Raw genomic sequence first — 25,709 nt, 5'->3', positions numbered from 1 at the left:
CTCTTCAGATTTCAAATAGCGGAGAGGTCATTATATTTCAGTAATGATCCACGACTTTTGATTTGGTTAACCAAAATCAAAAGAAGAGATTTGACTCGTTAATCAGAGAAGGAACTACGAAGCCTCGAAAACTCATTCAACTTCTCACAATAAAAGCTCACTCGACATAGATCGCTGGTCTTCGCGGAACTGCCAATCTGGCTTTCTTCTGAGGATCTGGTGCGTTCGGATCGTCAGCGGAGTGAACTGAAATCTCGCAGCCGAACTCATCCTTAAGGAATTGCGCAGCCTCGTTGAGAAAATCGAATTCATCGAATTCAACTTTAAATCGATCCAAATCATCACTTGAGCACTTAAGAAGTGCTTCTGCAGTTTTTCGTGCGAAATCCGAAGCTTCTTTCCCATGAGTTTTTAAGACTTGATCCTTCATGACCATTTTCATTAAACCTGGGATCGAAAGTTCTTTACTCTTCGCCAGGTCGACTGCCATGGAAAGCACTTGCAGCTTCCATTTCGGTGACGTGTATAATCGAATATGTCTAGGCGTTATGCCAGTCACATCGAGTATTTCGTTGATATCGGAAATTATCGATTTAAGATATTCCTCAGCTTCTTCAATATCTGGCCTGATTTCCTCCTCAATGACATTTGGAAAACTCGATGTCGAGACAAAACATTCTTTACCAGAATTCTCCCACAATTCCTCAGCGATATGCGGGGTGATCGGAGCCATCATTCTTATCCAGGCATCCAAAACTCGATTGATGAGTTTTCGGTTTTTACCTCCCCTTCGGAGGTACCATCGAATATCGTTGATCATCTCAAAATATACTTCATTGGCCAGTCGTCGAAGATCATAATCTCTCATCCCTTCCCGAACGGCCCTGATCCTCGAATTCAATCTCGATAGCATCCATCGATCAATGTGTTTGAAGTCCCCCATTCCATCGAGATTTCTCAATTCCTCGATCGTTTTAAGAATCCGATCGATTCTGCTCTTGTAATTCTCGAGCGTCCCCTCATCCCACTCGACGTCCGCAAATGGCGAAGCAATGTGTGCATAGTATAATCTCATCGTATCAACGCCGAATCGTTCCGCTGCGCCTGGGATCGGTTCCGCACCTCCTTTTGATTTTGATATCTTGCCAAGTTTTCCTGTGATGTACCAATTGACAAATATTCCCCGTGGCCAATATTTTTCTTGGAGAATTCCAACATGGTTCATTAGAAAAGCTGGAAAGTGAACAGTCATATGTTCCTTTCCGCCTAGGTTAATATCGAGAGGATACCAATACTCGACATCTTCTCTAATTCTTCTCAAAAGCTCTTGGTCGACACCAGTCTTTTCGGAAACCCTTACGACATCGCCTTCACCGAGGAAGACGTAGTCAAAAAAATCCTCAGTCAATTGTTCTGTCTTTAACGATCCTTCATTTACGTACTTTGAAACAAGATAATAAATTGGATAAAGTGTGGAGTCTGAGATTGCCTCAATTATCCATTTCTCGTCAAATGGGAATCTCGTACCTAGCCAGTTACCCTGTCTAACGCATGCCCTCTCACGGAACCAGTCTAGAACATTTTGTATATTTGCATAGTATTCTGGAGGAAGGATATGCATAGTTCTTGCATGTCTCTTGCTGTCCTCTGTCAACGTCTTGTTGCCATAATCAATGAACCATTGATCTGGGACTTTCTTGATCACAACAGGCTTTCCACACCTGCAGATCACTTCTTCAGATAGATCGTAAAACAGTTCAGCTTCACCATTTGAGACCATTTCATCGCGCATGAGCTCTTTTGCTTTCTGAACCGGTAATCCAGCATATTGACCACAATTGTCATTCATCTTTCCTTTGTGGAATCCGTCGCGGTACACGATCTTCTTTGCTTCTTCGAGCCTTGTGTCACCACTTCTCTCAATACCCATCTTCTCAACAATCTCGACTGCGGGTAACGGTCCCCAGCCATCGATATCGATGATCGGAATCGGCTTGATTTTTCGGATTTCAGCAGGGTCGAGACCGTATTCAGATAGCGAAGTCTCGTCTTCTTGTAGTTCTTTTAACGCTATCCAGTCATCTGGGGCATCGGATGGAACGCTCGTGACTAAGCCTGTACCAACTGAGGGGTCACAGAATTTTGCTGGGAGAACCATAATCTCCCTGTGGATCATTGGAGCGATGCATTTCTTCCCTACGAGTTCTTTTCCGCCGATAGTACCAATAATCTCAAGCCCTTCTTTTTGGTATTTCATCTTTTCAAAGGAAGGTCTGCTTATGACCCAGATCTCATTATTGTTCCTGACTTTTACATATTCGACATCTGGATTGACCCAAAAATTAGTCTGCCCAAATACGGTCTCAGGACGAAGCGTTGCTGCCACGAGAAACAGTTCGCCACATTTGAACTTAAGAAGGGTATATTCAACGATCTCCGCCCTCCCCCCTTTCTGGAGATCTGTCTCGGATGGGTCCACAGCTACAGGACCGCATTCAATACAAGCCGGAGCAAAATAGGGCTTCTGGATCAAGAGCCCTTTCGCCATCAGCTTACGGAACTGCCATTGAATGAATTTTTGATAATCAGGATATATCGTGCATGTGAAACGACGCCAGTCAGCAAGAAAACCAAATCTTTTCCAGTACTGGTTAATATAAACATCATTAAAGAAGTGAACGACTTTGATCGGATCCTCCAGATTATTGATTTCAGATTCTGGACACCCGTTTGCGAACATATACTCGAGGGTCGCCTTATCGCGTGCTTTTATCTTCTTTGCCAGACTAATTGCACCGTTGCCCGTTGCATGGGTTCCAACGGGAAACAAGACATTGTATCCATTCATTCGCATATAACGCGCGATCGCATCTACATACGTATAGCCTCTCAGATGCCCTACATGCAAATATCCAGTTACACCAGGATAAGCGAAGATGATCATAAATTTCGGCCGGTTATCAGGTTCCGACTCATTAATGCCCACATCATACCATCTTTCTTGCCATTTTCGCTCGATATCTGTCAGGTTGTCAATCATGTTATACCTTTGGCACGGTATACGGAAGGATTTAAAAGATATTTTCGATAACAGGTACTGACGGGAGCTCCGCCGACTGGAAATTTCATTTGATCAAAGAATTATCAAGATGTAGACCCCAAATATGTATCTCCAATTCAGCTCACAAAGGACTGTTTCGTTGTCTCATTCACATCAATGAGAATCGGGGGAAGAAAAGCGCTTCGGTTTTCTTGGGATGATTAGTATGACAAAATATGACTTTTGCAACAAACTATAAATATCTTTTTTGTCATAATGTATGACGCCCGTGGTGGGACAGAGGACTGGCGTTCAATGAATGAGGAAAGGATATCGCTCAGGCTAGGCTCAGAGGAACTAAGGGTCCTAGATGAGTTCCTTAAGATGCATCCTGAGTATACGAGCAGATCCCAACTAGCAAGAATCGCACTAAGATCATTCATTGAGGGCAAACACGATGACAAGGCGATCAGATCTCAGGGGACAGAGGTAATGATTAGGGTCCCTCGCTTGGCCCTACGTGTCATCGAGGGGCTTGTTCGGGCGGGTGTCTATAACTCCATATCCGAAGCGATTGAGGAGTGTGTGAGAAGGGAGTTCGTTTCGAAATCGCTCCTCGAAGAAATCAAGAAGAGACTGGATGAAAACGAATGCGAGACCCTGGAAATCGTTCCGGACTCTGGACCTCTCGCGGGGAAATCGAATCAAACTGGGGATGAATAGGCCAGAAGGGATGGGATGCACGGCTTTGTTACTGCAAAGCCATTGGGCCAATCTAAATCATCTCCAGATTTCGGGAAGGAGGCCGATTAAGTATGGATAAGACGATGAAAACTGAGCAAATAATGGCAATGCTCAGCAAAGGGATGATTGAGCCGAGAATTTCAGTCGTGGGATGTGGTGGGGCAGGGAATAACATCGTGAACAGCGTATACTGGAACTGCAAAAATAGCGTTGAAACGATCGCAGTTAATACAGATGAAAAGAAACTACAATCAATTGATGCACATAAAAAAATCCTCATCGGCAAAGATGTAACGTATGGCAAAGGGGCTGGTGGATTTCCTGAAGTCGGAGAATACTGTGCAGAATGTGCTCGAGAGACTCTACGAGAAGTATTGAAGGGCAGCGATATCGTGTTCATCATAGCTGGGATGGGAGGTGGAACTGGCACTGGCGCTGCACCTGTTGTCGCCGAGGTGGCAAAAGAACTGGATGCTGTAACATTTGCTATTGCGATCAACCCGTTTTCCCATGAAAAAGAATGCCGGAAAAAAGCGGTTGAAGGTATCAAAAAGCTCAAAGAAGTTGCCGAGACCACACTAGTTCTAGATAATGACAAGCTTCTCGAAATTGCGGGTGACATACCTGCATGGGAGAGCTTTTCTATCATGGAGCGTAGCATTATCAAGATAATTGAATCGGTATGCACGAAAATCAGTGAATCATTCATAACTCAGATCGCATCAGATATTGAGGAAATGCTTGAGGATATCGATGAAGAAGAAGCTGAAGAACTCTCCCAAAAGAAGATCCCAGAAGCCGAACTGATCCACGCTGCTGTTGGAAACGGATGTGAACCAGACCCATTTGGCAACGCAAATGCCAAATTCGTTTCGAATTGACCGTTTCGTTTGAACAAGGTTTAAACAGGACTGGTCTGCTCGAGATAGTGATGGCCGAGTCACGACTGAATCAATCAAATAAAGGTTCAAGTCTGAGGGGAAAGTGAGCAAGATCTGGAGGAATTAGTGTCTTGGATTGGGTTCAGATTTTGGGAAATGGATGAGTGCTAAAAAAAGAGAAGGAATATTGAAAGAGGAATATTGACGTAGCCACGCGGTTTATTCATTTGTGTCCTTGATTTTCTTGAGGAGACGCGCGTATTCCTCATCGACGAGTTTTTGTATCTCGTTGATCGCTTCTTCTGAAAGATGTCTGAATCTTCCCTGGATCATCAGATATTCTCGAACGGGTTTCCTATTCTTGATCTCTTTCGTCAATGAGTATTTTCCATTCTCTACTTTATAGAGCGGAAAGATCCCAGTCTGTGTTGCAAGTCTCGCGACTTCGATGCTCTTTCTAGGATCAATACGCCAGCCCGGTGTGCACGGAGCTAAGACATGAATGAATTTCGTACCTTTGATGTCTTTCGCCTCTCTCAGCCTCGCAATGAAGTCCTCTGGATACGCAACGTTGACGGTCGCCCCGTATGCGATCCCATTAGCAACGAGCATTTCCATGATCCTCTTCTTTGGAGTTCTGTTCCAACCTTTTCCATCGGCGACTGGGGTTGTCGTCGTCCACGCACCTATCGGAGTGCAACCACTTTTCTGAATCCCAGTATTCATGTATGCTTCATTGTCTAGCATGACATAGATGATGTCTGCATTGCGGTCAACTGCAGCAGAAAGCGCCTGAAGACCGATGTCGACCGTCCCGCCATCGCCAGCCCATCCTACAACATATGCATCCTTGACACCGAGTACATCGAATCCAGCCCTTATACCATCGGCTACGGCCGCTGTGCACTCAAATGCATTGTCAACGACAGGAACTTTCAGGGCATAACTCGGCCAGATACCAAGTATGACGCCACCGCAACCCGCAGGGATATTCAGTACTGTTCGCTTGCCAAGGGCCTTTAAGGTGTAACGAAAGGCAAGCGGAGTCCCACAACCAGGACATGCACTGTGTCCTTTACATACATATTCTTCTTTTGGAATCGTAAATTTGGGGATATCTACCACCTCCCCGTTCCATCTTTTATATTAATCCATTCGACCATCCTATCCACTTTCCCTTCCTTTTTGATCTTGAGGAGGTCTTCAAAGATAAACTCCATGTTCTTCGGCGTAAAGTCTTTACCACCCATCCCACCAACATAGTCTTTGACAAGGACTTCTCCACCTGGGACATAAATTCCGTTCTTCACTTCTGAGTACAATGCGCCGCCGTATCCGAATGTATAGCTCCTATCGAACACGCCGACTACGGGTACCATATCATTGAGTTTCTTTAGCTCCTCAGCCGGGAAGGGTCTAAGGGTCTTGAGTTTGACGACACCGACCTTCTTCCCTCTCTCACGCATCTTATCGGAAACTTCTTTTGCCGTGCCGACTGCAGACCCAGCTAGAACGAGGGCCACTTCTGCATCATCGCAGTTGTAAAATTCTACAAGACCTCCATAGCTCCTGCCGAATCTTCTTTCAAATTCTTTATCGACTTCCACAATTTTCTTCTTCGCTACCTCTTGATCAAGTGCAATCCTATACCTGAATTCTGACCACCAGTCTGGCATTGTGAGACCACCGAATCTCCTTGGATCGTCGAAATCGATTTTCCATTCTGGATCGAATGGCGGGAGAAAATCATCGACTTCATCCTGATCTGGAATATCGACTGCTTCATAGGTGTGGGAAAGAATGAAACCGTCCTCGATGACCATTGAGGGCAACATCACTGACCGATCTTCAGAGATCTTATACGCCATGAGGATCGTGTCGAGTGTTTCTTGATTGTTCTCGCAAAAGAACTGCATCCAACCTGTATCCCGTTCGCTCATCACATCCATATGGTCTCCCCATATGTTCCATGGGGGAGCAAGTGCCCGCGCCACGACCGCCATGACGATCGGTCTTCTCGCACCAACTGCCCAGAACAGCATTTCATGCATCAGGGCGAGACCGTGTGATGACGTCGCGGTGAATGTTCTTGCCCCAGCGTACGAAGCGCCGATGAGCATTGACATTGCGCTATGCTCACTTTCGACCAAAAAATACTTGCCTGAGAGCTCTCCCTTAACATACATTTCCGCTAGTTTCTCAGAAATACTGCTCTGAGGCGTAATTGGGTAAGCGGCAATTACTCCAACTCGAGCTAGCTTAACAGCGTACGCAGCCGCATAATTGGCTGTCATCACTTCTATCATTTTCCCATCTCCTTTTCCATCGTAATCGCATCAGAGGGACATTCGTTAGCGCAAATCCCGCACCCTTTGCAGTGATCGTAATCGACGCTAGGATAATCGCCTTCTTTTTCGACTTCGATGCTTAAATCGGGGCAGAATTTCCAGCAGATGTAGCATCTCGTACATTTCTCCTTGTCGATGACTGGTCTGATCGTCCGCCAGGTACCGGTTTTGTTGTCCTCTGTAGTGAAAAATGTGATCGGTGTAGAGGGTAGATCCTTATATGTCTTCGGCATTTCCACCATTATTACGCCTCCTTGACCATATAATAGGCCTCTTTGGCAGCAGCGACATTTGCTTCTTTTTTGGTCGGGGCAGCTTCCTCGATGCTCTTCAAAACAGAATCGAGTGATATCTTTGGAAAGATTCGCACAAATGCTCCAACGATCGCAGTGTTGACAATTGGAGCGGTTTCGCTCCCGAGTCCGTGCTTCAATGCAATACCAGTGGCATCAACAGTCCACGTCTTGTTGGGCTTGTTGATTCCGAGTTCTTCTTTGCTTCTTATCGTGTTCATCAATATCTCGCCATTTTGCTTCAATCCCTGACATACATCGACGAATTCCATGAGTTTCGGATCAAGAACGATCACATAATCTGGTTCATAGATGCCAGCATGAATTCTGATAGGTTTTTCATCAATTCTGCAGAAAGCTGTTACTGGTGCGCCTCGCCTTTCCACCCCAAAGAATGGAAAAGCTGCAACTCGCATGCCATCTTTGACGGCAGCGCGGGCGAGAATCTCGGAAGCCACAACGGCTCCTTGACCGCCTCGTCCATGAATGCGGATTTCGATCATTTATTACACCAAGGCGGTCAAGTTTCTTTGTGATTATAAGCATTTTCCACATTTTTCATATCCGTGCCATTTATTAGCACTCGTTTTCCGTTGATGTCGATACGGTTTTCACTTTTTTTGAACCGCCCTGAGTTATCACACATCTCATCAAAAAGAAATAATACTATTCTTGCAAATGTTGGGACGATGGTATTCCATAGTCTTTTTTTTAGAGTCTTCGTAAATGCTACAGAAGACGAGAATAAAGTCATTAAAGCCCTGCAATTTGTTTCGGGTACAAAGGAGTTCAAGCGATCATTGTCAACTGGCTATCATGGCAATCCCATCACAATTCTCGAATCAATTCTGAGAAAAAAATCTGAAATTGATGCATTTCTTAATAGACTGAGTCTGGGCGATCTGAAAAAGATTATTGATACATTGGAACGGAGAATGGATGATGAGGGATTTGTCTATTTCAGATTTGATAAGCAGCTCGCATATCACGAACAACTTGTTCTAACGGATGGTGAGGATGTAATCGCTGTCAAGGGAAAAGCAAAAGCTTATCCTAGTACTTACGAGCGCGCGATCAATGCGGCCAGGGAATACTTCGAGTCGTTGATTAAAAAGAAATCATCGAATTCAAGTTCGCAGACTAATTAATATCTCAACCAGTGACTCCATGAATAATACAATAAGGGGTTTCATATTCGATGATGGAACTTCAATTCTGTCTTTGACCCACTGTCGCTAAGAGCTTATATACTTATGAACACATCCAGCCGTGACGCAGGGGTAGCCAAGCCTGGCCAACGGCGCAAGGCTTAGGACCTTGTCCCGAAGGGGTCCGTGCGTTCAAATCGCACCCCCTGCACCTTTTGAATTATACGAAATATTCTGCGTACATTCAGTGTCTTCATTCCTCCAAGTTTGCTTGTGTGAGTGAAAATTCCAAATTCTCATAAATTGAACATTTTTGGTTAAGGAAATGACATTCGTTATGATTCGATATTGGCGAACTGATTCGAATAATATGAATAGTTAAGAAATGGCGCTTGCCTGTGGCATTGTGAGCACAATTTGTGTCAATGAATATGCTGATCATAGGCTACCAAAACGGGGTACTGACGTTTTCATTGTCGGAGGGTCTTATCATCTAGCACTTATCGTAATCGGTCTTTTCAAATTGCACAAAGTGAAGGATTGCAGAGAGATCTCGGCGTTTCTTGTGGACTGTCAGGCATTACTAGGGATATTATAAATCGGATCGCCTTATGCGAGTTTCTATCGCCACTAATAATCGTTCCTTATGCCCTGCAACCAACATACGGTTTACGACATTAAATGAAATATTTCTTTATTTTGAGAGATACTGGCTTTCCGTGTTATTCAGCTCCAGATCAATCGGATCGACAAAATTGTTTCGAGGCAATCTATTTATATCAGAAGCCCCAGAATAATTTTTAATATGATTATGACCGAAAACCCCCCCATTGCTCCAGAGATACTAGCAAAAGTCATCGCAAGCAAGGTCGGCGTGAATGGGCAGATGGCTAAGGAGCTAGCGCTACGTATCCTTAATTACTTCGGTTATGGGGAGGTCGTAATAGATAATATCCTAGATCAGGAAGATCGCCGTCTATTTTACTTCCTGCAAGATCTCAAATTATTGAAGACAAATTGGGAGGAAACAATTCTCCCGAATGGTAGGAGTTGGAGAATCTTTTACTGGGAACTAAATATTGAAGAGATTCTACATGAAGCTCGGAAACTGACCGCCACAAAGGATGAAATTGTCAACATATATGACACACTTCCAGATACAGTTTGGTCTCGAGAACGACCAGAGGTCGCTGTCTAATAATTGGTGATATTTTTCTATATCCGAACGAATACCCCATCGATAGTAATGCATCCTCAGAGGAAGATCCTCATTGTGGTTATTGATGGCATGGGTGACAGGGCTGTCAGAGAACTCAATTGGAGAACACCTTTGCAATGCGCGAAGCGGCCAAATCTTAATTGGTATGCTGAAAACGGTGTGAACGGACTTATAGACATCATCGCTCCGGGCATTAGACCAGGTAGTGACACTTCTCATTTAGCGATATTAGGATATGATCCTTATCAGGTCTACACAGGAAGAGGGCCTTTCGAAGCCGCAGGAATCGGACTGGTCGGGCAAAAAGGGGATATCGCATTCCGCTGCAATTTTGCCACAATTGATCAACAGGGAAATATCGTTGATAGGCGGGCGGGAAGGATAAAGCAACCAGAAACGACAGAACTCATCTCTTCTCTTTCAAATTTGAGAATAGAGGATGTCCAAGTTATTGTTAAGGAGGCGACCGAGCACAGGGCTGTCTTGCTCTTGAGGGGGGAGGGGCTATCGCCATTTGTAACAGATGTGGATCCGCATGAAAGCTCACAGATCCAGGAATGCAAGCCGCTCGTCCCAGAAGCAGCGAAAACCGCAAGGATCGTGAATACTTTTGTTGAAGAATCTAGGAAGATACTGAGGACCCATCCTGTTAATTTGAAGAGGAAAGAGGAAGGAAAACCCGAAGCAAACGTCATTTTGCCTCGAGGGGCTGGCACCTTTCCTGATATCCAGCGGCTAGAAGAAAAATGGGGAGTGTCTGCAGCTTGCGTTGCAGGGGTTTCTCTCGTAAAGGGGATATGCAGGATCTGTGGCATGGAAGTGGCAAATGTTCCAGGTGCCACGGGCGGTATCGATACAAACATGATAGCGAAGGCAGAACGCGTTGCCGAGCTGCTTGAATCAAAAGACCTCGTCCTCCTTAACGTGAAGGCGACTGATATCGCTTCCCATGACGGTGATGCCCGCAAAAAAATCGAAATAATCGAACGGGTCGACTCGATGATAGGTTATCTGAGGACATCCATTCCATCGGATACTGTCGTCGCGATCCTTGCGGATCATTGCTCTCCTGTTGAAATCAGAGATCACAGTGGAGATCCAGTTCCTGTGACAATATATTGTGAGTCCGGAATCAGAGATGCTGTCGAGCAGTTTGATGAACCCTCATTCCTTGAGGGGGGCCTGGGGAGGATCCGCGGAAAAGATCTGATGCCGATCCTTCTTGATAAAGCCAACCGGTCGAAAAAGTTTGGCGCGTAACAGCTTATTGACCAATTCAATCTAGGAATAATTGGAGAGCGATCTCAAATTGAGAAAAAGAATCGGTCGTATTCGCCTATCAATTTACTCCCCTTGAAAGAGGCAAAAATGGAAAATACGAAGTGATTGATAGACATGATTGTGCGATTATGAAATTCTGTTATTGCCCTGATTGTAAGATCCTTAGGCCTAAGAATTGGTACTCACGAGAGAAATGTGAGGTTTGCGGTGCTCAGTGCAAAGTAATTCGTGTCAAGACTACAGTCTTCGGATGGCTATCTTATCTTTTCAGTCTCGTTGCCATTATTCTTTTACTCGATTTCATTGCGCGAGATCACGCTCTTTTTTCATTTCTCAATTTCTTGAAGGCGATTCCATCGGAATTCCTTGTTGCACTGATTTTCGTCTCGATCTTTGCTGCCTTCATTTTCCAGTATCTAGAATTGGCTAAGACTACTAAAGAGGCAAGGGGAATGATCAGGGGGAAATAGCCCATCGGGTGACGAGCTTATTTGACCCATCTGGCCAGAAATCCAGGTAAGAAGGCAAAAAGAGACGAGGTCCGACCCTTCATTCACCGAGACTTCTATGAATGATGCAAACTTGCTTGTTTTCACATCGTCAGTATAATCGGACGACACGACGAATGAGTGGCCGCTACATTTTACACTCCATTGATAATCCAGGTATGCGGGCAATAACCGATCAAGAAGGTGGCAAGCAATTGATTTAAAATAAAGCACTTTTGTATCATTTTCTCCAAGCCCGTTCATCAGAATATGGGCTGAGATGTGAGCGATACTCAGAGACTTGTTTCTGGTGAGGTCAGATGCTTCAAAACTGGAGATGTCAACGGTCGTCATGAGTAATACGTGGTGCGCATTCTCGGTATATCTCTGCAGGTAGTCAGATTGTTCATCTTCAGTCCTGAGCGCAAAATTGGATATTGAAAGGGAAATCATCACGCATACCACAAGAAAGAGCAGGGCGTCAAAGATCAGTGCTTGCGCTTCAACCTTGTGCTTGATTTTACCACACTCCGATTATGACGAGACCCGCACCAACTTTCTCAGATGGATATGAAAGGCTTACGGGGTAGGTGGCGTAGAAAAACGAATCGGGCGCATCAGGGATATCACCATACTTCAAAAGAGTAAGAGTTCTCTCTTGGTTCGTTATATCGACGAGAGTGATGCTATAGCCGTTGGCGCCGCTAGGATCGTAGATCACCGAGGAGAGATTATAGAGTGGAGGAATAACCAGCATTTTATTTTCATTGAAAAATCGGTCATCTGAGAAGAATTGTTCACAAATCCTTTCAGGCGCCCTCTCCATGTCATCTTCCGACTCAGCAAAATCTTCTATACCTGACAAAATGACGCCGGATAGAATGACGATTCCAACCGTTACGATCATCAGACTCAGTAGGACTTCAAAAAAACTCCCGATTGCTTGGGAATCTCTGTTCAATCTCAATACGTTATGCTCTTTGATGGAATAGAAATGATCGTTTTTCAATGATCGCATCATCATTCCCCGACCTTTTTATGATCTAAACCCTGCCTTTTTTTCTTGACACTACAATTATATCTCGTATATCTCGTCAGCATCCGAGGTTTAAGAGCTCGGTAAGAATTGGGCTATAAGACACCTCTCAAATAGTGACCATGAGTGATGGATTTGCACCTTCTTTTGATCTCATCCTTCAATTCTACCCTCTTTTCGTAGAACGCCCTGCCGATGAGCTCGCAAAGTTCAGAATCTCTCCTTCTCAAATCGATTCCAATCGAGTCGATCCCTATTTCCGTAATTTCGTCGAGATAATCAAGAAGGATTAGGTCATCGGAATTGAGAATGTGCGTGAGTCCATGGTTATCGCGGTAGACTTCGAATTTCTTCCCTCGCTCGTCAACCAGTATTCCTTCGGGGATCGTGGGATCTTTCGTCACCATAAGTTCGATTTTTCCGAAAGCAAGAATCTCTAGCCTTCCAAAATAATGCTCTGCAGTTTCTCTTATTTCGTCTCTATTCAATTCAACGGAGAGCGTATACTGATACAATTTTGGAATCGTGAGGCTATTAAAGAAGTTGAGGGAATAATGACCATAAAGTTTCTTATCGGAGTACTTATGAGCCTGCCCCAATGTACATACCATTAGAGACTCCTCATGCGTTTCTGGCACTGCCGTCGAGATTCTCGGCATCATTAGAACAATTTCAATTCCCCGATCCTCACAAAGACGCTTTGCGTCGTTGAACTGTTTGTTCCATTCAAAATAGACTCTCGTGGCATATGGAAGTATCTTCTGGAGCGATTTTAGAGACGAAATATAAAAGGACAATTCGCACTCAGACTTCTCTCTCCGTCTATAAGGTAGATCAAGCTTCGCAAGTCTTTCCTCTGCTCTTTCTGGCTTGAACGGGAACGATTCTATCATTTTTTGAATTTTCGGAAATTCCCGGTCTTTCGTTTTGTAAATAAAATAATCCCCATCTTGTAGATTAAATGGCGGAACCAGAATGTATCCATTGCTACTTTTCCCGATACGCCCCACCTCGAAGCCACCGATTTTCTTTCCGTCTTTGTATAGAGTGATTCCGTCGCCCTTCTGTATCGATTCAGATTTGATTCGGAGGACTCCTCTCATCACCGTGCCTGTGCCGAGTGGTAAACCCCTAGAGTCTGGAAAATCCCTCTGCATTATCTGTTCCTTATCAAGATATCCAGTGGTGAATCCTCGATTGAAAACAGTTTCGAGTAACTCTCTCTCCCTCGCGGTAATGATCTCCTCTTCTCCTTTTTCTATCCGGGCGATTGCGTTTGAATAGATTCTTGATGCCAGATAAACATACACTGGACTTCTCATCCTCCCTTCGATTTTGAAAGCATCGATTCCGATTTTCATTAAGTGTGGTAAATTGTCGATGGCGCAAAGGTCCGCGGTACTCAACATGTAACCTTCCATGTTGCCAATCTTGTACATTTTTCGGCAGGGCTGTGCACACATCCCTCTGTTACCGCTCCGTCCGCCGAGTAAGCTAGAGAAGAGGCACTGACCCGAATACGAATAACACAACGCGCCGTGGACAAAAATCTCGAGTTCTATGTCCGTATCTTCCCTTAATTTTTTCAGTTCGGAGAATGTCAATTCTCTTGCCAAAATCGCTCTACTAATCCCATTGGCCTTTGCCCAAGCGGCACATTCAGGCGAATGGATACCCATCTGCGTTGAGGCATGAATAGGTATTGAAAAATTATCGCTAATCAGCTGCAAAAGCCCTCGATCCTGGATGATAATCGCATCAATGTCGATGGACACGAGAAAGTCGACATGGGAGAGGACGGCGGAGAGCTCCTTTTCTTTGATGAGGGTATTCACAGTTGCAAAGACTTTGACGTTATTGTCATGGGCGATTCGAACCGCAGCTTTCAGTTCTCCAGGAGTAAAGTTCTCTGCCAATCTCCTAGCACCGAATCTTTTTCCGCCGAGATAGACTGCATCAGCACCTCCGAGGATTGCAGCCTTGAGTGAGTCTTTTGAACCAGCAGGTGCTACGAGCTCAGGCACAATCCCACGTATGTCGTTGATTTATAATTCTCTTCCTGCGGTAACCGCGTATTACATTGGACGACATCGCCACTCTAGGACATCGGCGTTTCGGGAATGTTACCTTTCAAATCAAAGGGTTAAATCCTTGGCTAATTAGCTTCATTGTAATGAATAATTGGATGGATGCCTAAACCAAATTACATACGAGGTGTATGAGGCAAGGTGGAAGATTATTTCAGCATATGAGAAACAAATTCTCTCCACATGATGATGCTGGTTTCTGCGAGTACACGAAATCTGAAGGCAGAATTGAAATCAATTGCAGCAAATGTCAAGGCAAGCAGGATCTAAGAGACACTAGATGCTTCAGATCCGTTCTCAGAATTATTTCGAGTGAAGCCAGTGTCACTGAAATTCTTCTAATGGGTGATCAGGACATCTCATACGATAGAACGGTTGTCAAAATTCTCCAGCATATTTCGAAAATAAAAAGTTCATACTGTTCTGCATTTGCGAGTTTCAATCCTGATAGGCGCTGTGCCTCGTGCCATTCAAACCCATGGTCTGTATTCGATCATGTTATCGATCAATTGTCTATTAAGGACCTGAGGCTTCACTTGAACAGCCAGCTTATTAACCGATCTGAAAAATGCCAGGACTGTTCAGAGAGGCTTGAATTTTGGCTTAAGTGTGCAAGTGCGGAAATTGAAGCGATTGAACGAATTGTCGCTAGGGAACTCTTCAAGGTGGTGATAACTGATGGTGAATGTCGTTATCAGACCTTCTAGTTCGAGTCGTCAATTGAGCACTGATCAGCGGGGTACTGCGAAGAAGGGATTCGACAAACTCATCGCTGAGAGGAGTACTCATAGGCCACATTATTCAGGATGTTGGCTGATCAGGAATATTCCCAGAAACGCTAAAAAGATTGAAGACTACGATATTAAAGATGCGCATGTCCAGATTTTCTCTCTGAATGAGGGGATCGAGTACCTTTATCATATTACACCGTGGGAATATGATCTTCCAAACGAACTAACACGAATTGTTCGAAAAACGATCGAACACCTGGCAGAAAATCCGCCGAGAGAGTTCTCCCTTTCCTTCGATGAACTCAACTCGTATATCCAATCAACTTCCCTTCAAGTGATCACATCGCTCACCGATAACGGAATTGCACTTCGACACAAGTATGGAGTAACCAGCGAACAACTGCTAGAACGGCTAGCGGCGGTAGTATCGAGATACACAGTGGGGCTAGGAATCCTTGAAACAATGTTATCGGATGATCACATCGAGGATGTTTACATTGATGCACCAGCCTCTGAAAATCCCATCTACGTTACCCTTAACGGAATTTCTGGGTCGAACAGCATCGTGAGATGTGCCACAAATGTCCTTGCGACAAACTCAGAAATTGAAGGGCTCGTCTCGAGATTCAGGCAATATAGCAGGAGGCCTTTTTCCGAGGCCTTTCCTGTAATGGAGATCGATGTCGCTGGTTTTGATACTCGCGCGACCGTAATCGGTCCCCCATTGAGCCCTATGGGCACTGCGATCGCCCTGAGAAGACACTCACGGCTTCCATGGACACTGCCTAAGCTCGCGTTTAACGAGACAGTTGATTGTTTCGTCGCTGCTCTCATCTCTTTTTTGATAGATGGTCGTGCGACGATATTGATCTGTGGACCCCGGGGAGCAGGAAAATCTGCTTTGTTGGGCGCAACGCTATTCGAACTTCCAAGAACTCAGAGGATTATCGCGATCGAGGATACACCAGAATTACCGATAAGGAAGCTCCAGCAGCTTGGCTACAAGATCCAGTCAATACTTGTCGAAAATGAAATCGGTGTTGAAAGAGAAGAAAAGACTGACGAAGCACTCCGTGTTTCGTTGAGACTCGGTGAATCTGCAATTGTTCTAGGAGAGGTGCGCGGGAAAGAGGCTATTACACTCTACGAAAGTATGCGGACTGGAAAAGCAGGATCTTCCGTTCTTGGGACGATACATGGCGAATCGGCGAGGTCTGTCTACGAGCGCATCGTTCACGATATGGGCATTCCAAAGGAAGCGTTTGCTGCAACGGATATTGTTATTACAATCGGTTTGTACCGGCCTCATGGATCTTCAAAGCAGATGCGCAAGGTCATTGAATTGACTGAACTCGAGAAAGACGGCAATCCTGGTGAATTCCGGCCGCTCATTGAATTCGACCATCATACTGGAAAGTTCAACGTGCATTCAATCCAGGATGCAAGTATTATCAAAAAAATCGCAAAATCATGGAATCTTAGCTGTGAGGAGGCATGGGCGAACATTCTGGCGAGGGCGAAAATGCGGGAAGTTCTTCTCGAATTTGCTCAGAAAGGTAGGAGGGAATGTCTCGAAGCCGAGTGGGTTGCGAGAACAAATGAATTTCTTTGGCAACGGATGGAGCTAGGAGCGATTGATCACGAGTTGATTGTCAATGAATTCGAAAGCTGGGTTGAGAGGAGGTTGGGAGTTGGTGAATTCTCTTGAAAATGTTTACATTGCACTCGTCAAGAAAGTAAACAAGGTGCAACCTCCTCAATATTTCAAGAAGCGCGCTAGAAGTTTGATCTCACGTCAATCGAGACAGTGGCTGCAACTCCACGGGGTAGATGAAGATGACGTCATCTCCGCTTCATGGGTAATACTCATCGTTTCCTTATCAACCACGCTGGTGATTTCCTTAACGTCATTCTTTCTCATAGGGAGTATTAAAGTGACCCTGATATGGATTGCATCGCTCCTTTTCACAATCATTTTCGCATCATTGATTCTCAGCCTACCAGACCGATTTGTCAGCCGTGAAGAAAGAATGCTATTTCGGGACTCTCCCGCAGTCATCGGCTGTATGTCGATGAGTATCCAATTTGATCAATCGATTGAAAGGGCGATCATATTCACGGCTAATCATCTAAAATGTCCGCTTTCCGAAAAGCTCTCTTCTGCATTGTGGGGGGTGATAACAAGGTCGAGGACAAACGTAATCTCGAGCTTACTCCAGATCGCCTCATCTCTTTCAAACATGAACGATGGATTACGACAGGCACTACATTTGATTATTTCTTCTTCATGTGAAAAAACAAAAGAAGGCATAACTCGTGTTCTCGACAAGGCCAATTCCATTGTCATTAACGGAATCAAAGAGGGCGTTGAGAAATACGTTGTTTCTCTGACTGTGCCAACGTTGGTTCTTTTCGCGCTCGGCGTTTTGTTGCCAGTCATGATCCTGTCTTTCTTCCCGCTATTGATTTTCCAGAGCCATTATTCATTAGCGTCTTCTAGTAATATTATCGGAATCACCTCATCAGCGGAACCAACAGGCGCCTATGTTCTGTTATTGGTCATCTTGCCCGCATTGACGTTTCTTTTTGCAAATTCAATCCTGTCAAGAAACCCAATGAATGATCAACAGAAAAGCCAAGTTGGCATTGGACGAGTTGAATTGCTTATGTTGTTGTCTGTCGCTTTTGCTGTATTCGTTCTCTTCTTTTTTGATCTCGCTCGAAGCCAACCGTATGTGGTTTTGTTAGTATTATCGATCCCATTGCCGATCTATTTCGCTTTTAAATTAAGAAGTGATCATTTATTAAGAAAACGCAACAGGGAAAATGAAAGAGAGTTTATAACAGCACTTTACCAAGTAGGAAATAGGATGATTACTGGTGGGAGCCTTGAAATCTCTTTGAAGGAATGTATAGAATCGAGATTCGGCTCGCCCTTTGCTGAGTTCGCCAAAAGGGTAATTCATAGATCAAAAATGATGAGGAGGAACATTGAGCATGTGGTTGTTGAGGAGACTGCAGTATTATCAATTTCGCCGCTGATCAAAGGAGCAATGCAGATTGTTGCGAGGTGCGCAAATCGCGACACACAAGGGGCAGGCCAGCTAGCGGTGAATTTAGCACAATACCTCAGTGATCTCAAATCATGTGAGTTAAAAATTGAGGAGCGGCTGTGTGGAGTCGTGGATATGATGAGGTCTACATGCATCTTCTTCGCTCCAGTCGTCTTAGGTATGACTTGCAGCATTTTCTCCGCAGTGGATGTTTATGGGCCAATTGCCGCGAATATGCTTAATACAAATATTTTGATCGCTGGGATCTATTTACTCGAACTGACTTTCACGATTACCTATTTTACGGTATTTCTTCTGGGCGATAGAAGTTGGAATGAGGTTCTCTTTCAATTTGGCAGGAGGATGCCTCTTTCGATGGTCGTATTTATTGGAACATCACTCCTCACTCGGATCTGGTTGGCTCGATTTCTCTGACAATGAATAGTTCGTTATCATCTTTGTAGAAAAGGTCAACGGCAATTTCCTCCTCCGTGTCTGGTGACATCGTGGACTCAATTAGATTCTTGACCTCGTCGCGTAGTACAATATCGATGGCCATGCCAGATCCTGTGAATGTGGCACGTGCTTTTCTGTCATCGACGACCAAAATATTCCCCTTTCCGAGGGTACAAGAGGATGAGAACTGGATCCCATCAATAATGCACGAGAGCGGCCTTTTTGTACCAGTATGAACAACAGCCGAGATCTTCCCATTGACCTTTTGTCGACCAATCCTACCCATCTTATATCCTACTACGACATAAGGCCCCAGATGTCCGTGAAATCTTTTTAGGATCCGCAGCTCCTCTGGAAGTTCGATCATTGAACCTGAGTAATTACTCTTCTTTATCAAATTTCCTCCGTATCATCTTTTTAATTGATTTTTTCGTTGTTTACGCAATTATAGCAAAATTTTAACCCTAAATTATTGTCGTTTCGTGCATATTCCCAAGAAATCAAATATCCCTCGTTCAAAAATCATAAAAATCATCTAGAAACGGGGAGTGCTTCGTCGAGAAATGAAATCATTCGATTCGAGAAGTTCCATTCGCTGACCAATTCTCCGGGAAAGGTCAATCATCATATCTCTAATCCTTGATATCCCCTCAGTCATGAATCTCAAATACTTGAACGCAAAGAGAATCGAAATTGTCGTTCTCATCCTATTCTCACTTTGGTTTCTTCTCATACTTATCTCACCATTTCTTGTACAGAGAAATACTGTTAATGATCTGAGCGGACTTGTCGGCCAGATTGATAACTCCGAAGCCATTGAAAAGATGAACGCTCTGCCGCGAATCATATACACAATTGGTGATATTTACTGCCATCAGAAATCAGATCGATCCTTTTTTATGAATGGGAATCAGATGCCCTTTTGTGCAAGAGATGTCGGGATCTTTTCCGGTCTCATTTTTGGGATGCTTATCGTCCTCTTGGCCCCAAAGATAAGAATCAGCGCTATCACTTTTGTTCTGATGTTCATTCCGCTTGTGATTGACGGCACGTTACAACTTTTCACATCCTATGAATCAACGAACCCGGTGCGGGTTTTCACAGGGATCTTGGCAGGAATCGCTGTCGCCATGCTTTTGTCATTGTTGATTCGAGAGCTATTTCCCGATTGGGGAAAAAATGAAACGAAATTGAGCGAAGACCATTAGACAACAGTGTCAAGTCGACCCTGCATCGGCTGTTAATGAATGAAGGAAATGTACTAGGATTGTAATTCCTTTGGACGTGTGCAAAATGTCATTTCGCAGACGATCGACGGCATTCATCAAAGTCCGTGACGAATTTTATCCAACATGAACCGTGGTGTGACCGCTTTCCTGCTGAAACGGTCATAAAAAGGAATAAAATATATATATGGGCCGTTTCATTCGAGTGAGCGACAAAACCCATATCTTTTGAGCAGGATTGATTTTGGAAGGTGCAGTTCGATGGAAAATGAGCAACTTAAGAAAGGTACAACGACTATTGGAATCGTTAACGCCGAAGGAGTCGTGTTGGCGTCTGAACACAGAGCGACGATGGGCAATATGATCGCTCATAAGGAAGTTCAAAAAGTTTTCAAGATTGATGATAATTTAGGTCTAACGGTCGCTGGTCTCGTCGGTGACGCTCAGCTATTGGCGAGATTCCTCCGTGCAGAGGTTGAACTCTATAAGCTGAAGAGGGGTATTCCAATATCTGTGAAGTCCGCAGCAACGCTTCTTTCAAATATACTGAGGAGTGGTGGAGGCATCGCTGGTTATTATTACGTTGGCTTGATTATTGGCGGCATCGATAGGACAGGCGGACATGTGTTCGGGATCGACGCTGCGGGTGGCTCGATCAGGGATGATTATGTCTCCGTTGGATCAGGATCTCCTTTTGCTTATGGGGTTCTTGAGGATTATTATCGAAAAAACCTTTCGATGAGTGAGTCGATCGATCTCGCAATCAGGGCGCTCAATGCAGCGATGAAGCGTGACTCGGCGAGTGGCGATGGTATGACGATCGTTACCATCGGAAAAGACGGATACAAAGAAGTGCCCGCCGAGGAAGTGAAGGACCGGATGAAACGGATGGGGATCGAGGCCTGATTGTTGTAGCATTAGCGTCTCCCTACTCGCTTTCAAACCCAGCAATTCGAAGTGTGACATGATCATGAGCATGGACAAAATACTTGAGGAAATAAGAGAGCAGGTCAGGAAGATTGTTCCCCCAGAGATTAATATTACCTCAGTCGACCTTGAGGGACCTGTTGTCGTTGTTTACACGAGGGATATGGAGACCTTCGCATCGAATAACGAAATAGTGAAACAGCTCGCTCAAGCGCTGCGCAGAAGGGTCGCTATTAGGCCTGATCCCACGATGTTGGCAGATCCAGAGAGTGTGGAACAGAAAATTCGTCAGATCATCCCTCCGGAAGCGCAGGTGACAGATATCTATTTTGAACATGATACAGGTGAAGTCACCATAGAAGCGGGTGCACCAGGTCTCGTCATTGGAAAACACGGTGCATTACTTAATGAGATAAAGAAAGAAGTTGGTTGGGCGCCAAAGGTCGTCAGGGCTCCGCCAATCCCATCAAAAACTGTTTCCGAAATACGTTATTACCTTCGCCATATCCATGATCAGCGAAGAGAATTTCTCAAGAAAGTTGGAAGACGGCTGATGAGGACCCGCATTGAAGGAGATACATGGATCCGAATTACTGCGTTGGGTGGGTTCAGAGAAGTCGGAAGGAGCGCAATCTTGCTCTCTACAAAGGAAAGTAAGATTCTCATTGATTGTGGTGTTGATGTCTCAGATCCGAACAACGGTTCTCCGTATTTTAACGTTCCAGAAATTCAGCCATTGGAATCAATTGATTGTGTGGTGATTACGCATGCCCACTTGGATCACTGCGGCTTGCTGCCAGCACTCTACAAGTATGGTTACGACGGTCCAGTTTATTGCACCCCACCTACAAGGGATTTGATGTCGCTTCTACAACTCGATTACATTAAAGTCTCATTTGGGGAAGGGAAAAAGAGCCCCTATGATTCCTCTCACATCCGTGATGTCGTTGCACACTGCATTCCTCTGAAATATGGTGAAACGACTGATATCGCACCAGATGTCAGGTTAACATTCCAAAATGCTGGACATATCCTTGGATCCGCGGTTTCACACTTCCACATTGGTGATGGATTGTACAATATTGCCTTTACTGGCGATATGAAGTTTGAACGTACATGGCTGTTTAACGCGACCGTAAACAAATTCCCGAGACTCGAAACCTTAGTCATCGAATCGACATACGGAGGCCACCATGACATGCAGCCATCTAGAGCGGAGGCTGCTAATCAGCTGAAAGGAATCGTTGAGCGCACATTATCTAAAGGTGGTAAAGTTCTCATTCCTGTCTTTGCTGTCGGTCGTTCTCAGGAAGTTATGCTTGTATTGGAGGAACTAATGAGGACTTCGAAGGTTCCAACTGTACCGGTCTATCTTGATGGAATGATATGGGAAGCGACCGCCATACATACGGCGTATCCCGAGTATCTCAACAGCCAACTACGTACACAGATATTCCAAATGGGTCAGAATCCGTTCCTCTCAGATATCTTCAAGCGGGTTGACAGCAACGAGATGCGGGAAAAGATCAGTCATGATCCAGATCCGTGCATCGTGCTCGCAACAGGAGGTATGATGAATGGTGGTCCAGTCATTGAGTATTTCAAAGCATGGGCCGATGACCCAAAGAGTTCATTGGTCTTTGTAGGTTACCAAGCGGAGGGCACCCTAGGGAGAAAGATTCAGAAAGGATGGACAGACCTGACTTTGACAGAGAGGGGCAAGCCGATTAATCTCCAACTGAAGATGGCCGTTGAAACTGTTGATGGCTTCTCTGGACACTCTGATCGAAGGCAGCTGATCAATTATATCTCTTCATTAGAACCCAAGCCTGAGAGGATTATCATATGCCATGGTGAAGAACACAAGTGCATTGATCTAGCAAGTGCACTCTATAAGAAGTTCAACGTTGAGACGAGAGCTCCGATGAACCTGGAAACAGTTAGGTTGAAATGATTATTCGATTCCGGGAATTCTGGTCTCTCTTCCCTTTTCTCCTAGTAAAACAACTCTACTATCTTCTTTCTCCATGAGGATTTCAAGACCAAGCAGGTTTCCTAGTCTTGTCCCGAAGTCCCTTATAGATGCATGGGATGGCATGTTGGTGAGGCTCATTCTTTGCCTTGATTGCCCGACGAACATGTACCCTTTTGGCTCGATGAACATTGGATCGGCAATCTCATCGAGTCTTGCGTATTCTTCCTCCCATCCCAGATTCCAATCCTGGACGAGTGTGTGGCGAATGACTGTTCGTGTGTTTAATGACGGGAGCAATTCAAGTGTCGCCATGAGCCGCTCCCACCCATCGGGAATCTTTGGAACGCAGAGCCTCCTGTAGATATCTTCATTTGGTGCGGCGACGGTGACATAGAGCTGTGTCGGTAAAGGATCCAGTTCCTCAAGAACTTCCGGTTTTGTCCCATTTGTGACGAGAAAAGTCGTTAGTCCCCTCCTATGACACACCTCGATGAATTCACTGAGGAAAGGATACAGCGTAGGCTCACCAGCAAGGGAGATTGCGACGTGTTTAGGTTCCCGTGCTTCCTTCCACCGATTGATTTCACACCTCTTGTCCCCTTTGAATCCAGATACGAGATATTTCTGTTGTTCAATCAAGGCGTCAAGCATTTCTTCTGGTTCACACCATGAATCTGGAAGTGATTCGAAACCCTGAACCCGCCAGCAAAAAAGACAGTTTTGGGTGCACATGTTTACGACTGGTGTCATCTGTAGACACCGGTGAGATTTAATTCCATAGAATTCCTGCTTATAACAAAATCTATTACGCAATAAACTCTCTTTCACCCAATGGCATAGTTTTACAGCAGCATGCCAGTGGTACACCTTGTACTGCTGCTTTTCGAGGATCGCGAAAAGTTCTGATCTCATTTTCTTCATGCAACTGATGTTCTCAATATTCAAAAAGGCTACGCTGCCGTGTTGGCTGATCTTCGGTGGATTGTTCATCTTCAGCCGAACGATCGCTGGCAATGTATGAAGCTTCAATTTCGATCTCTCTGATAGGTCTCTTTTCAATATCGGTAACCTTCTGAATCTCTGTCAATAAATGTCTGATCTTGTTCGAGTCTATCTTCTCATTTAAGAGGAAGGCCAATTCTTCCGCATCGAGTCCCAATTCAATGGCAATTCTTATTACGAACTCCCTGTCGTTTTCAGAAACATATTGAATATAGGGTAACAGTTCATCTCTCGCTGTCGATGCGGAGCAGTGGCACAGCGCTCCTAATTTTGCTGATATATTGTCTCTTATTGTTCTCAAGCTCCTCGAACGAGACATTTTCATCAGATAGAGCGGGAATCGGTATTTCGCGAATTCTTTGTATTTTCTCTTCTTTGAAGCACAGACACCGTAGGTCATCAGATCAATCGCATAGGACCAGAAACCGTAATACTGTCTCTTTCTAACCCTTCCCAAGAAAACGTCTGATCTTGACAAAATGTGATAAGCATGATAAAGATCATTATGATCTCTGTACTCAAGCGGGATGTTTTCATCGATCCAAAGCATTACATAATCAGGAGCTTCATTCACTTCCATGAAAACCGATCTCGCCCTATCAGGATTAGTGCCATGAAGTATCTCAACCAAAAGATCGTACATGGATTTCATGATCTGTCTTTCATTTAAGATTGCAACGTTTTTTTCTTTGACTTCCGTCCTGCCGAGCGCGACTGCTTGCAAGTCTCGAATCGCGGATCGAAGATCTCCGTTTGCATTGCTTGCTATCAACTCAAGGGCTTTTTCATCAATTCTCAACCCACGATCCTTCATGATTTTCTTGAGGACTGATTTTATCGAATTTGGATGGAGGCGATTGAATTTGATCTGCTTTGTTTCCGATTTGATTATCCCGCTCCTCTTACTCAACGCATAAAAATCATTGACAATTAGGATGACTGGCTGTTTGGTCGCTTTAATAAGTTCGACGATAGCAGGTATTCCTCCATAATCTTCCTTGCCGAAGATATTGTCTGCTTCGTCGAGTACAATAAGTTTTAAACATCCTTCTTTAGACGAGAGAAATTCCCCATCATCTGTAAAAGTATCTGTCATTGCACCTCTGAGCGCAATCTTTCGAATCGCTTCTGCGTTGCGCTGATCAGATGCGTTCATTTCAATGATGCCCCATCCAAAATCATTTGCAACGGCGAGAGCAGCGCTCGTCTTCCCCGTCCCTGGGCTACCGATCAGTACGGCAGCTTTTTTCTTTGGATGGCCGTTTTCCCAATCAAGCGCCCATTCCTTCAGCTCTTGTATCGCTTTGGGGTTACCAACGATATCATCCAGTGTTCTAGGCCTGTAGATTTCAGTCCAATCGCCACTATCTTTATTTGTGCTCATGATTGCCAAATAAAAATAGACAAATAGTATTTAATAAAGATCACCAGGGGGTCGAAAATATTCAGCTTCGTATTGCAATTAATTCGGGCTTGATAACTAATTAGAACAAATAAATGCAAATATAACGCAAATTGCTTAACAAAATAAGACTAGATCTATTATGTTAAGAGAAAAAAGTGTGGTTCTTATAGAGCAAGGATGTAACGCACTGCAACACCAAGAAATTGGAGCATTTTTTGGGCATTTTTAATTGAACACACGGACGGGACCTGTTCTGTGAACGGGATTCAACTTTTAATTTCTTGAAACACCCTGAATTGCGTTCGGCTCGTTTTGAATTCTCTCTCATAGTTTATTTAGATTTGATGATTAATTATGCATTCTTTAATT

Annotated in this window: 22 protein-coding genes and 1 tRNA gene; 13 read left to right on the top strand and 10 right to left on the bottom strand. The window is 44.5% G+C overall.

The genetic code is table 11. The features are described 5' to 3' along the window. Window positions 1-157: 157 nt before the first annotated feature. Complete coding sequence (leuS, locus tag QHH00_01335) at window positions 158-3,040, bottom strand: leucine--tRNA ligase (GenBank protein MDH7508027.1); 2,883 nt, start codon at window positions 3,038-3,040, stop codon at window positions 158-160. 276 nt (window positions 3,041-3,316) lie between these two features. On the opposite strand from leuS, the gene QHH00_01330 reads away from it, so the two are divergent. Both QHH00_01330 and QHH00_01325 read left to right on the top strand, forming a co-directional pair. Further along, on the top strand, window positions 3,317-3,763 hold the full coding sequence (locus tag QHH00_01330) for a ribbon-helix-helix domain-containing protein (GenBank protein ID MDH7508026.1): 447 nt from the start codon (window positions 3,317-3,319) through the stop codon (window positions 3,761-3,763). 92 nt (window positions 3,764-3,855) lie between these two features. Then, complete coding sequence (locus QHH00_01325; GenBank protein ID MDH7508025.1) at window positions 3,856-4,665, top strand: hypothetical protein; 810 nt, start codon at window positions 3,856-3,858, stop codon at window positions 4,663-4,665. Between the two features lie 219 nt (window positions 4,666-4,884). Here QHH00_01325 and QHH00_01320 read toward each other — a convergent pair whose 3' ends face one another. From QHH00_01320 to QHH00_01305, 4 genes are read right to left on the bottom strand one after another with little or no spacing between them, the layout of a single operon-like run. After that, the gene (locus QHH00_01320; protein ID MDH7508024.1) at window positions 4,885-5,790 is read right to left on the bottom strand and encodes a thiamine pyrophosphate-dependent enzyme; all 906 of its coding nucleotides are present in this window, start codon (window positions 5,788-5,790) and stop codon (window positions 4,885-4,887) included. Further along, window positions 5,784-6,971: a hypothetical protein gene (locus tag QHH00_01315; GenBank protein MDH7508023.1), complete on the bottom strand. Its 1,188-nt coding sequence runs from the start codon at window positions 6,969-6,971 to the stop codon at window positions 5,784-5,786. The genes QHH00_01320 and QHH00_01315 overlap by 7 nt, the downstream gene beginning before the upstream one ends. After that, the gene (locus QHH00_01310) at window positions 6,968-7,255 is read right to left on the bottom strand and encodes a 4Fe-4S binding protein (protein ID MDH7508022.1); all 288 of its coding nucleotides are present in this window, start codon (window positions 7,253-7,255) and stop codon (window positions 6,968-6,970) included. Before QHH00_01310 ends, QHH00_01315 begins: the two co-directional genes overlap by 4 nt. A 2-nt stretch (window positions 7,256-7,257) precedes the next feature. Continuing rightward, on the bottom strand, window positions 7,258-7,809 hold the full coding sequence (locus QHH00_01305; GenBank protein ID MDH7508021.1) for a 2-oxoacid:acceptor oxidoreductase family protein: 552 nt from the start codon (window positions 7,807-7,809) through the stop codon (window positions 7,258-7,260). 186 nt (window positions 7,810-7,995) lie between these two features. Between QHH00_01305 and QHH00_01300 the strand changes: the two genes are divergently transcribed. The 5 genes from QHH00_01300 (at window position 7,996) to QHH00_01280 (ending at window position 11,424) form a co-directional block, all read left to right on the top strand. After that, a complete protein-coding gene (locus QHH00_01300; protein MDH7508020.1) occupies window positions 7,996-8,454 on the top strand; it encodes an RNA-binding domain-containing protein in 459 nt (152 codons plus the stop codon). Window positions 8,455-8,580: 126 nt separating this feature from the next. Beyond that, a tRNA-Leu gene (locus QHH00_01295) sits at window positions 8,581-8,665 on the top strand. A 600-nt stretch (window positions 8,666-9,265) separates the two neighbouring features. Beyond that, window positions 9,266-9,652 (top strand): hypothetical protein, encoded by a 387-nt coding sequence (locus tag QHH00_01290; protein MDH7508019.1) that lies wholly within the window; start codon window positions 9,266-9,268, stop codon window positions 9,650-9,652. Window positions 9,653-9,700: 48 nt separating this feature from the next. Beyond that, a complete protein-coding gene (locus QHH00_01285) occupies window positions 9,701-10,933 on the top strand; it encodes a 2,3-bisphosphoglycerate-independent phosphoglycerate mutase (protein ID MDH7508018.1) in 1,233 nt (410 codons plus the stop codon). 149 nt (window positions 10,934-11,082) lie between these two features. Beyond that, window positions 11,083-11,424, top strand: coding sequence for a hypothetical protein (locus QHH00_01280; GenBank protein ID MDH7508017.1), 342 nt, complete (start codon window positions 11,083-11,085; stop codon window positions 11,422-11,424). A gap of 538 nt (window positions 11,425-11,962) precedes the next feature. Here the strand turns inward: QHH00_01280 and QHH00_01275 are convergent. Further along, the gene (locus QHH00_01275; GenBank protein MDH7508016.1) at window positions 11,963-12,460 is read right to left on the bottom strand and encodes a hypothetical protein; all 498 of its coding nucleotides are present in this window, start codon (window positions 12,458-12,460) and stop codon (window positions 11,963-11,965) included. A 113-nt stretch (window positions 12,461-12,573) separates the two neighbouring features. After that, window positions 12,574-14,502, bottom strand: a complete 1,929-nt coding sequence (locus QHH00_01270) for a peptidase U32 family protein (protein ID MDH7508015.1) — start codon at window positions 14,500-14,502, stop codon at window positions 12,574-12,576. Between the two features lie 404 nt (window positions 14,503-14,906). On the opposite strand from QHH00_01270, the gene QHH00_01265 reads away from it, so the two are divergent. From QHH00_01265 to QHH00_01255, 3 genes are read left to right on the top strand one after another with little or no spacing between them, the layout of a single operon-like run. Then, window positions 14,907-15,272, top strand: coding sequence for a hypothetical protein (locus QHH00_01265; protein ID MDH7508014.1), 366 nt, complete (start codon window positions 14,907-14,909; stop codon window positions 15,270-15,272). Beyond that, on the top strand, window positions 15,244-17,004 hold the full coding sequence (locus QHH00_01260) for a type II/IV secretion system ATPase subunit (protein MDH7508013.1): 1,761 nt from the start codon (window positions 15,244-15,246) through the stop codon (window positions 17,002-17,004). The genes QHH00_01265 and QHH00_01260 overlap by 29 nt, the downstream gene beginning before the upstream one ends. After that, window positions 16,991-18,784, top strand: coding sequence for a hypothetical protein (locus QHH00_01255; protein MDH7508012.1), 1,794 nt, complete (start codon window positions 16,991-16,993; stop codon window positions 18,782-18,784). The genes QHH00_01260 and QHH00_01255 overlap by 14 nt, the downstream gene beginning before the upstream one ends. On the opposite strand, the gene QHH00_01250 is transcribed toward QHH00_01255, so the two are convergent. Beyond that, the gene (locus tag QHH00_01250) at window positions 18,753-19,202 is read right to left on the bottom strand and encodes a formylmethanofuran dehydrogenase subunit E family protein (protein MDH7508011.1); all 450 of its coding nucleotides are present in this window, start codon (window positions 19,200-19,202) and stop codon (window positions 18,753-18,755) included. The two genes, QHH00_01255 and QHH00_01250, sit on opposite strands and share 32 nt — an antisense overlap. A 274-nt stretch (window positions 19,203-19,476) precedes the next feature. Here QHH00_01250 and QHH00_01245 point away from each other — a divergent pair, with 274 nt between their 5' ends. From QHH00_01245 to QHH00_01235, 3 genes are all read left to right on the top strand, one after another. Continuing rightward, window positions 19,477-20,013: a DUF2085 domain-containing protein gene (locus tag QHH00_01245; protein MDH7508010.1), complete on the top strand. Its 537-nt coding sequence runs from the start codon at window positions 19,477-19,479 to the stop codon at window positions 20,011-20,013. A 279-nt stretch (window positions 20,014-20,292) separates the two neighbouring features. Continuing rightward, window positions 20,293-20,937 (top strand): archaeal proteasome endopeptidase complex subunit beta, encoded by a 645-nt coding sequence (gene psmB / locus QHH00_01240; GenBank protein ID MDH7508009.1) that lies wholly within the window; start codon window positions 20,293-20,295, stop codon window positions 20,935-20,937. 64 nt (window positions 20,938-21,001) lie between these two features. Next, window positions 21,002-22,912, top strand: coding sequence for a beta-CASP ribonuclease aCPSF1 (locus QHH00_01235; protein ID MDH7508008.1), 1,911 nt, complete (start codon window positions 21,002-21,004; stop codon window positions 22,910-22,912). Here the strand turns inward: QHH00_01235 and twy1 are convergent, their stop codons facing one another. Beyond that, window positions 22,913-23,923: a 4-demethylwyosine synthase TYW1 gene (gene twy1, locus QHH00_01230; protein MDH7508007.1), complete on the bottom strand. Its 1,011-nt coding sequence runs from the start codon at window positions 23,921-23,923 to the stop codon at window positions 22,913-22,915. It abuts the gene before it with no gap. Further along, window positions 23,868-25,319, bottom strand: coding sequence for a replication factor C large subunit (locus tag QHH00_01225; GenBank protein MDH7508006.1), 1,452 nt, complete (start codon window positions 25,317-25,319; stop codon window positions 23,868-23,870). Before QHH00_01225 ends, twy1 begins: the two co-directional genes overlap by 56 nt. Between the last annotated feature and the right edge of the window lie 390 nt (window positions 25,320-25,709).

This window comes from Methanomassiliicoccales archaeon (genome assembly GCA_029907465.1).
Classification (GTDB): domain Archaea; phylum Thermoplasmatota; class Thermoplasmata; order Methanomassiliicoccales; family JACIVX01; genus JACIVX01.
The sequence above is the reverse complement of the archived record's forward strand: the minus strand, read 5'-3'. Positions and strand labels throughout refer to the sequence as shown.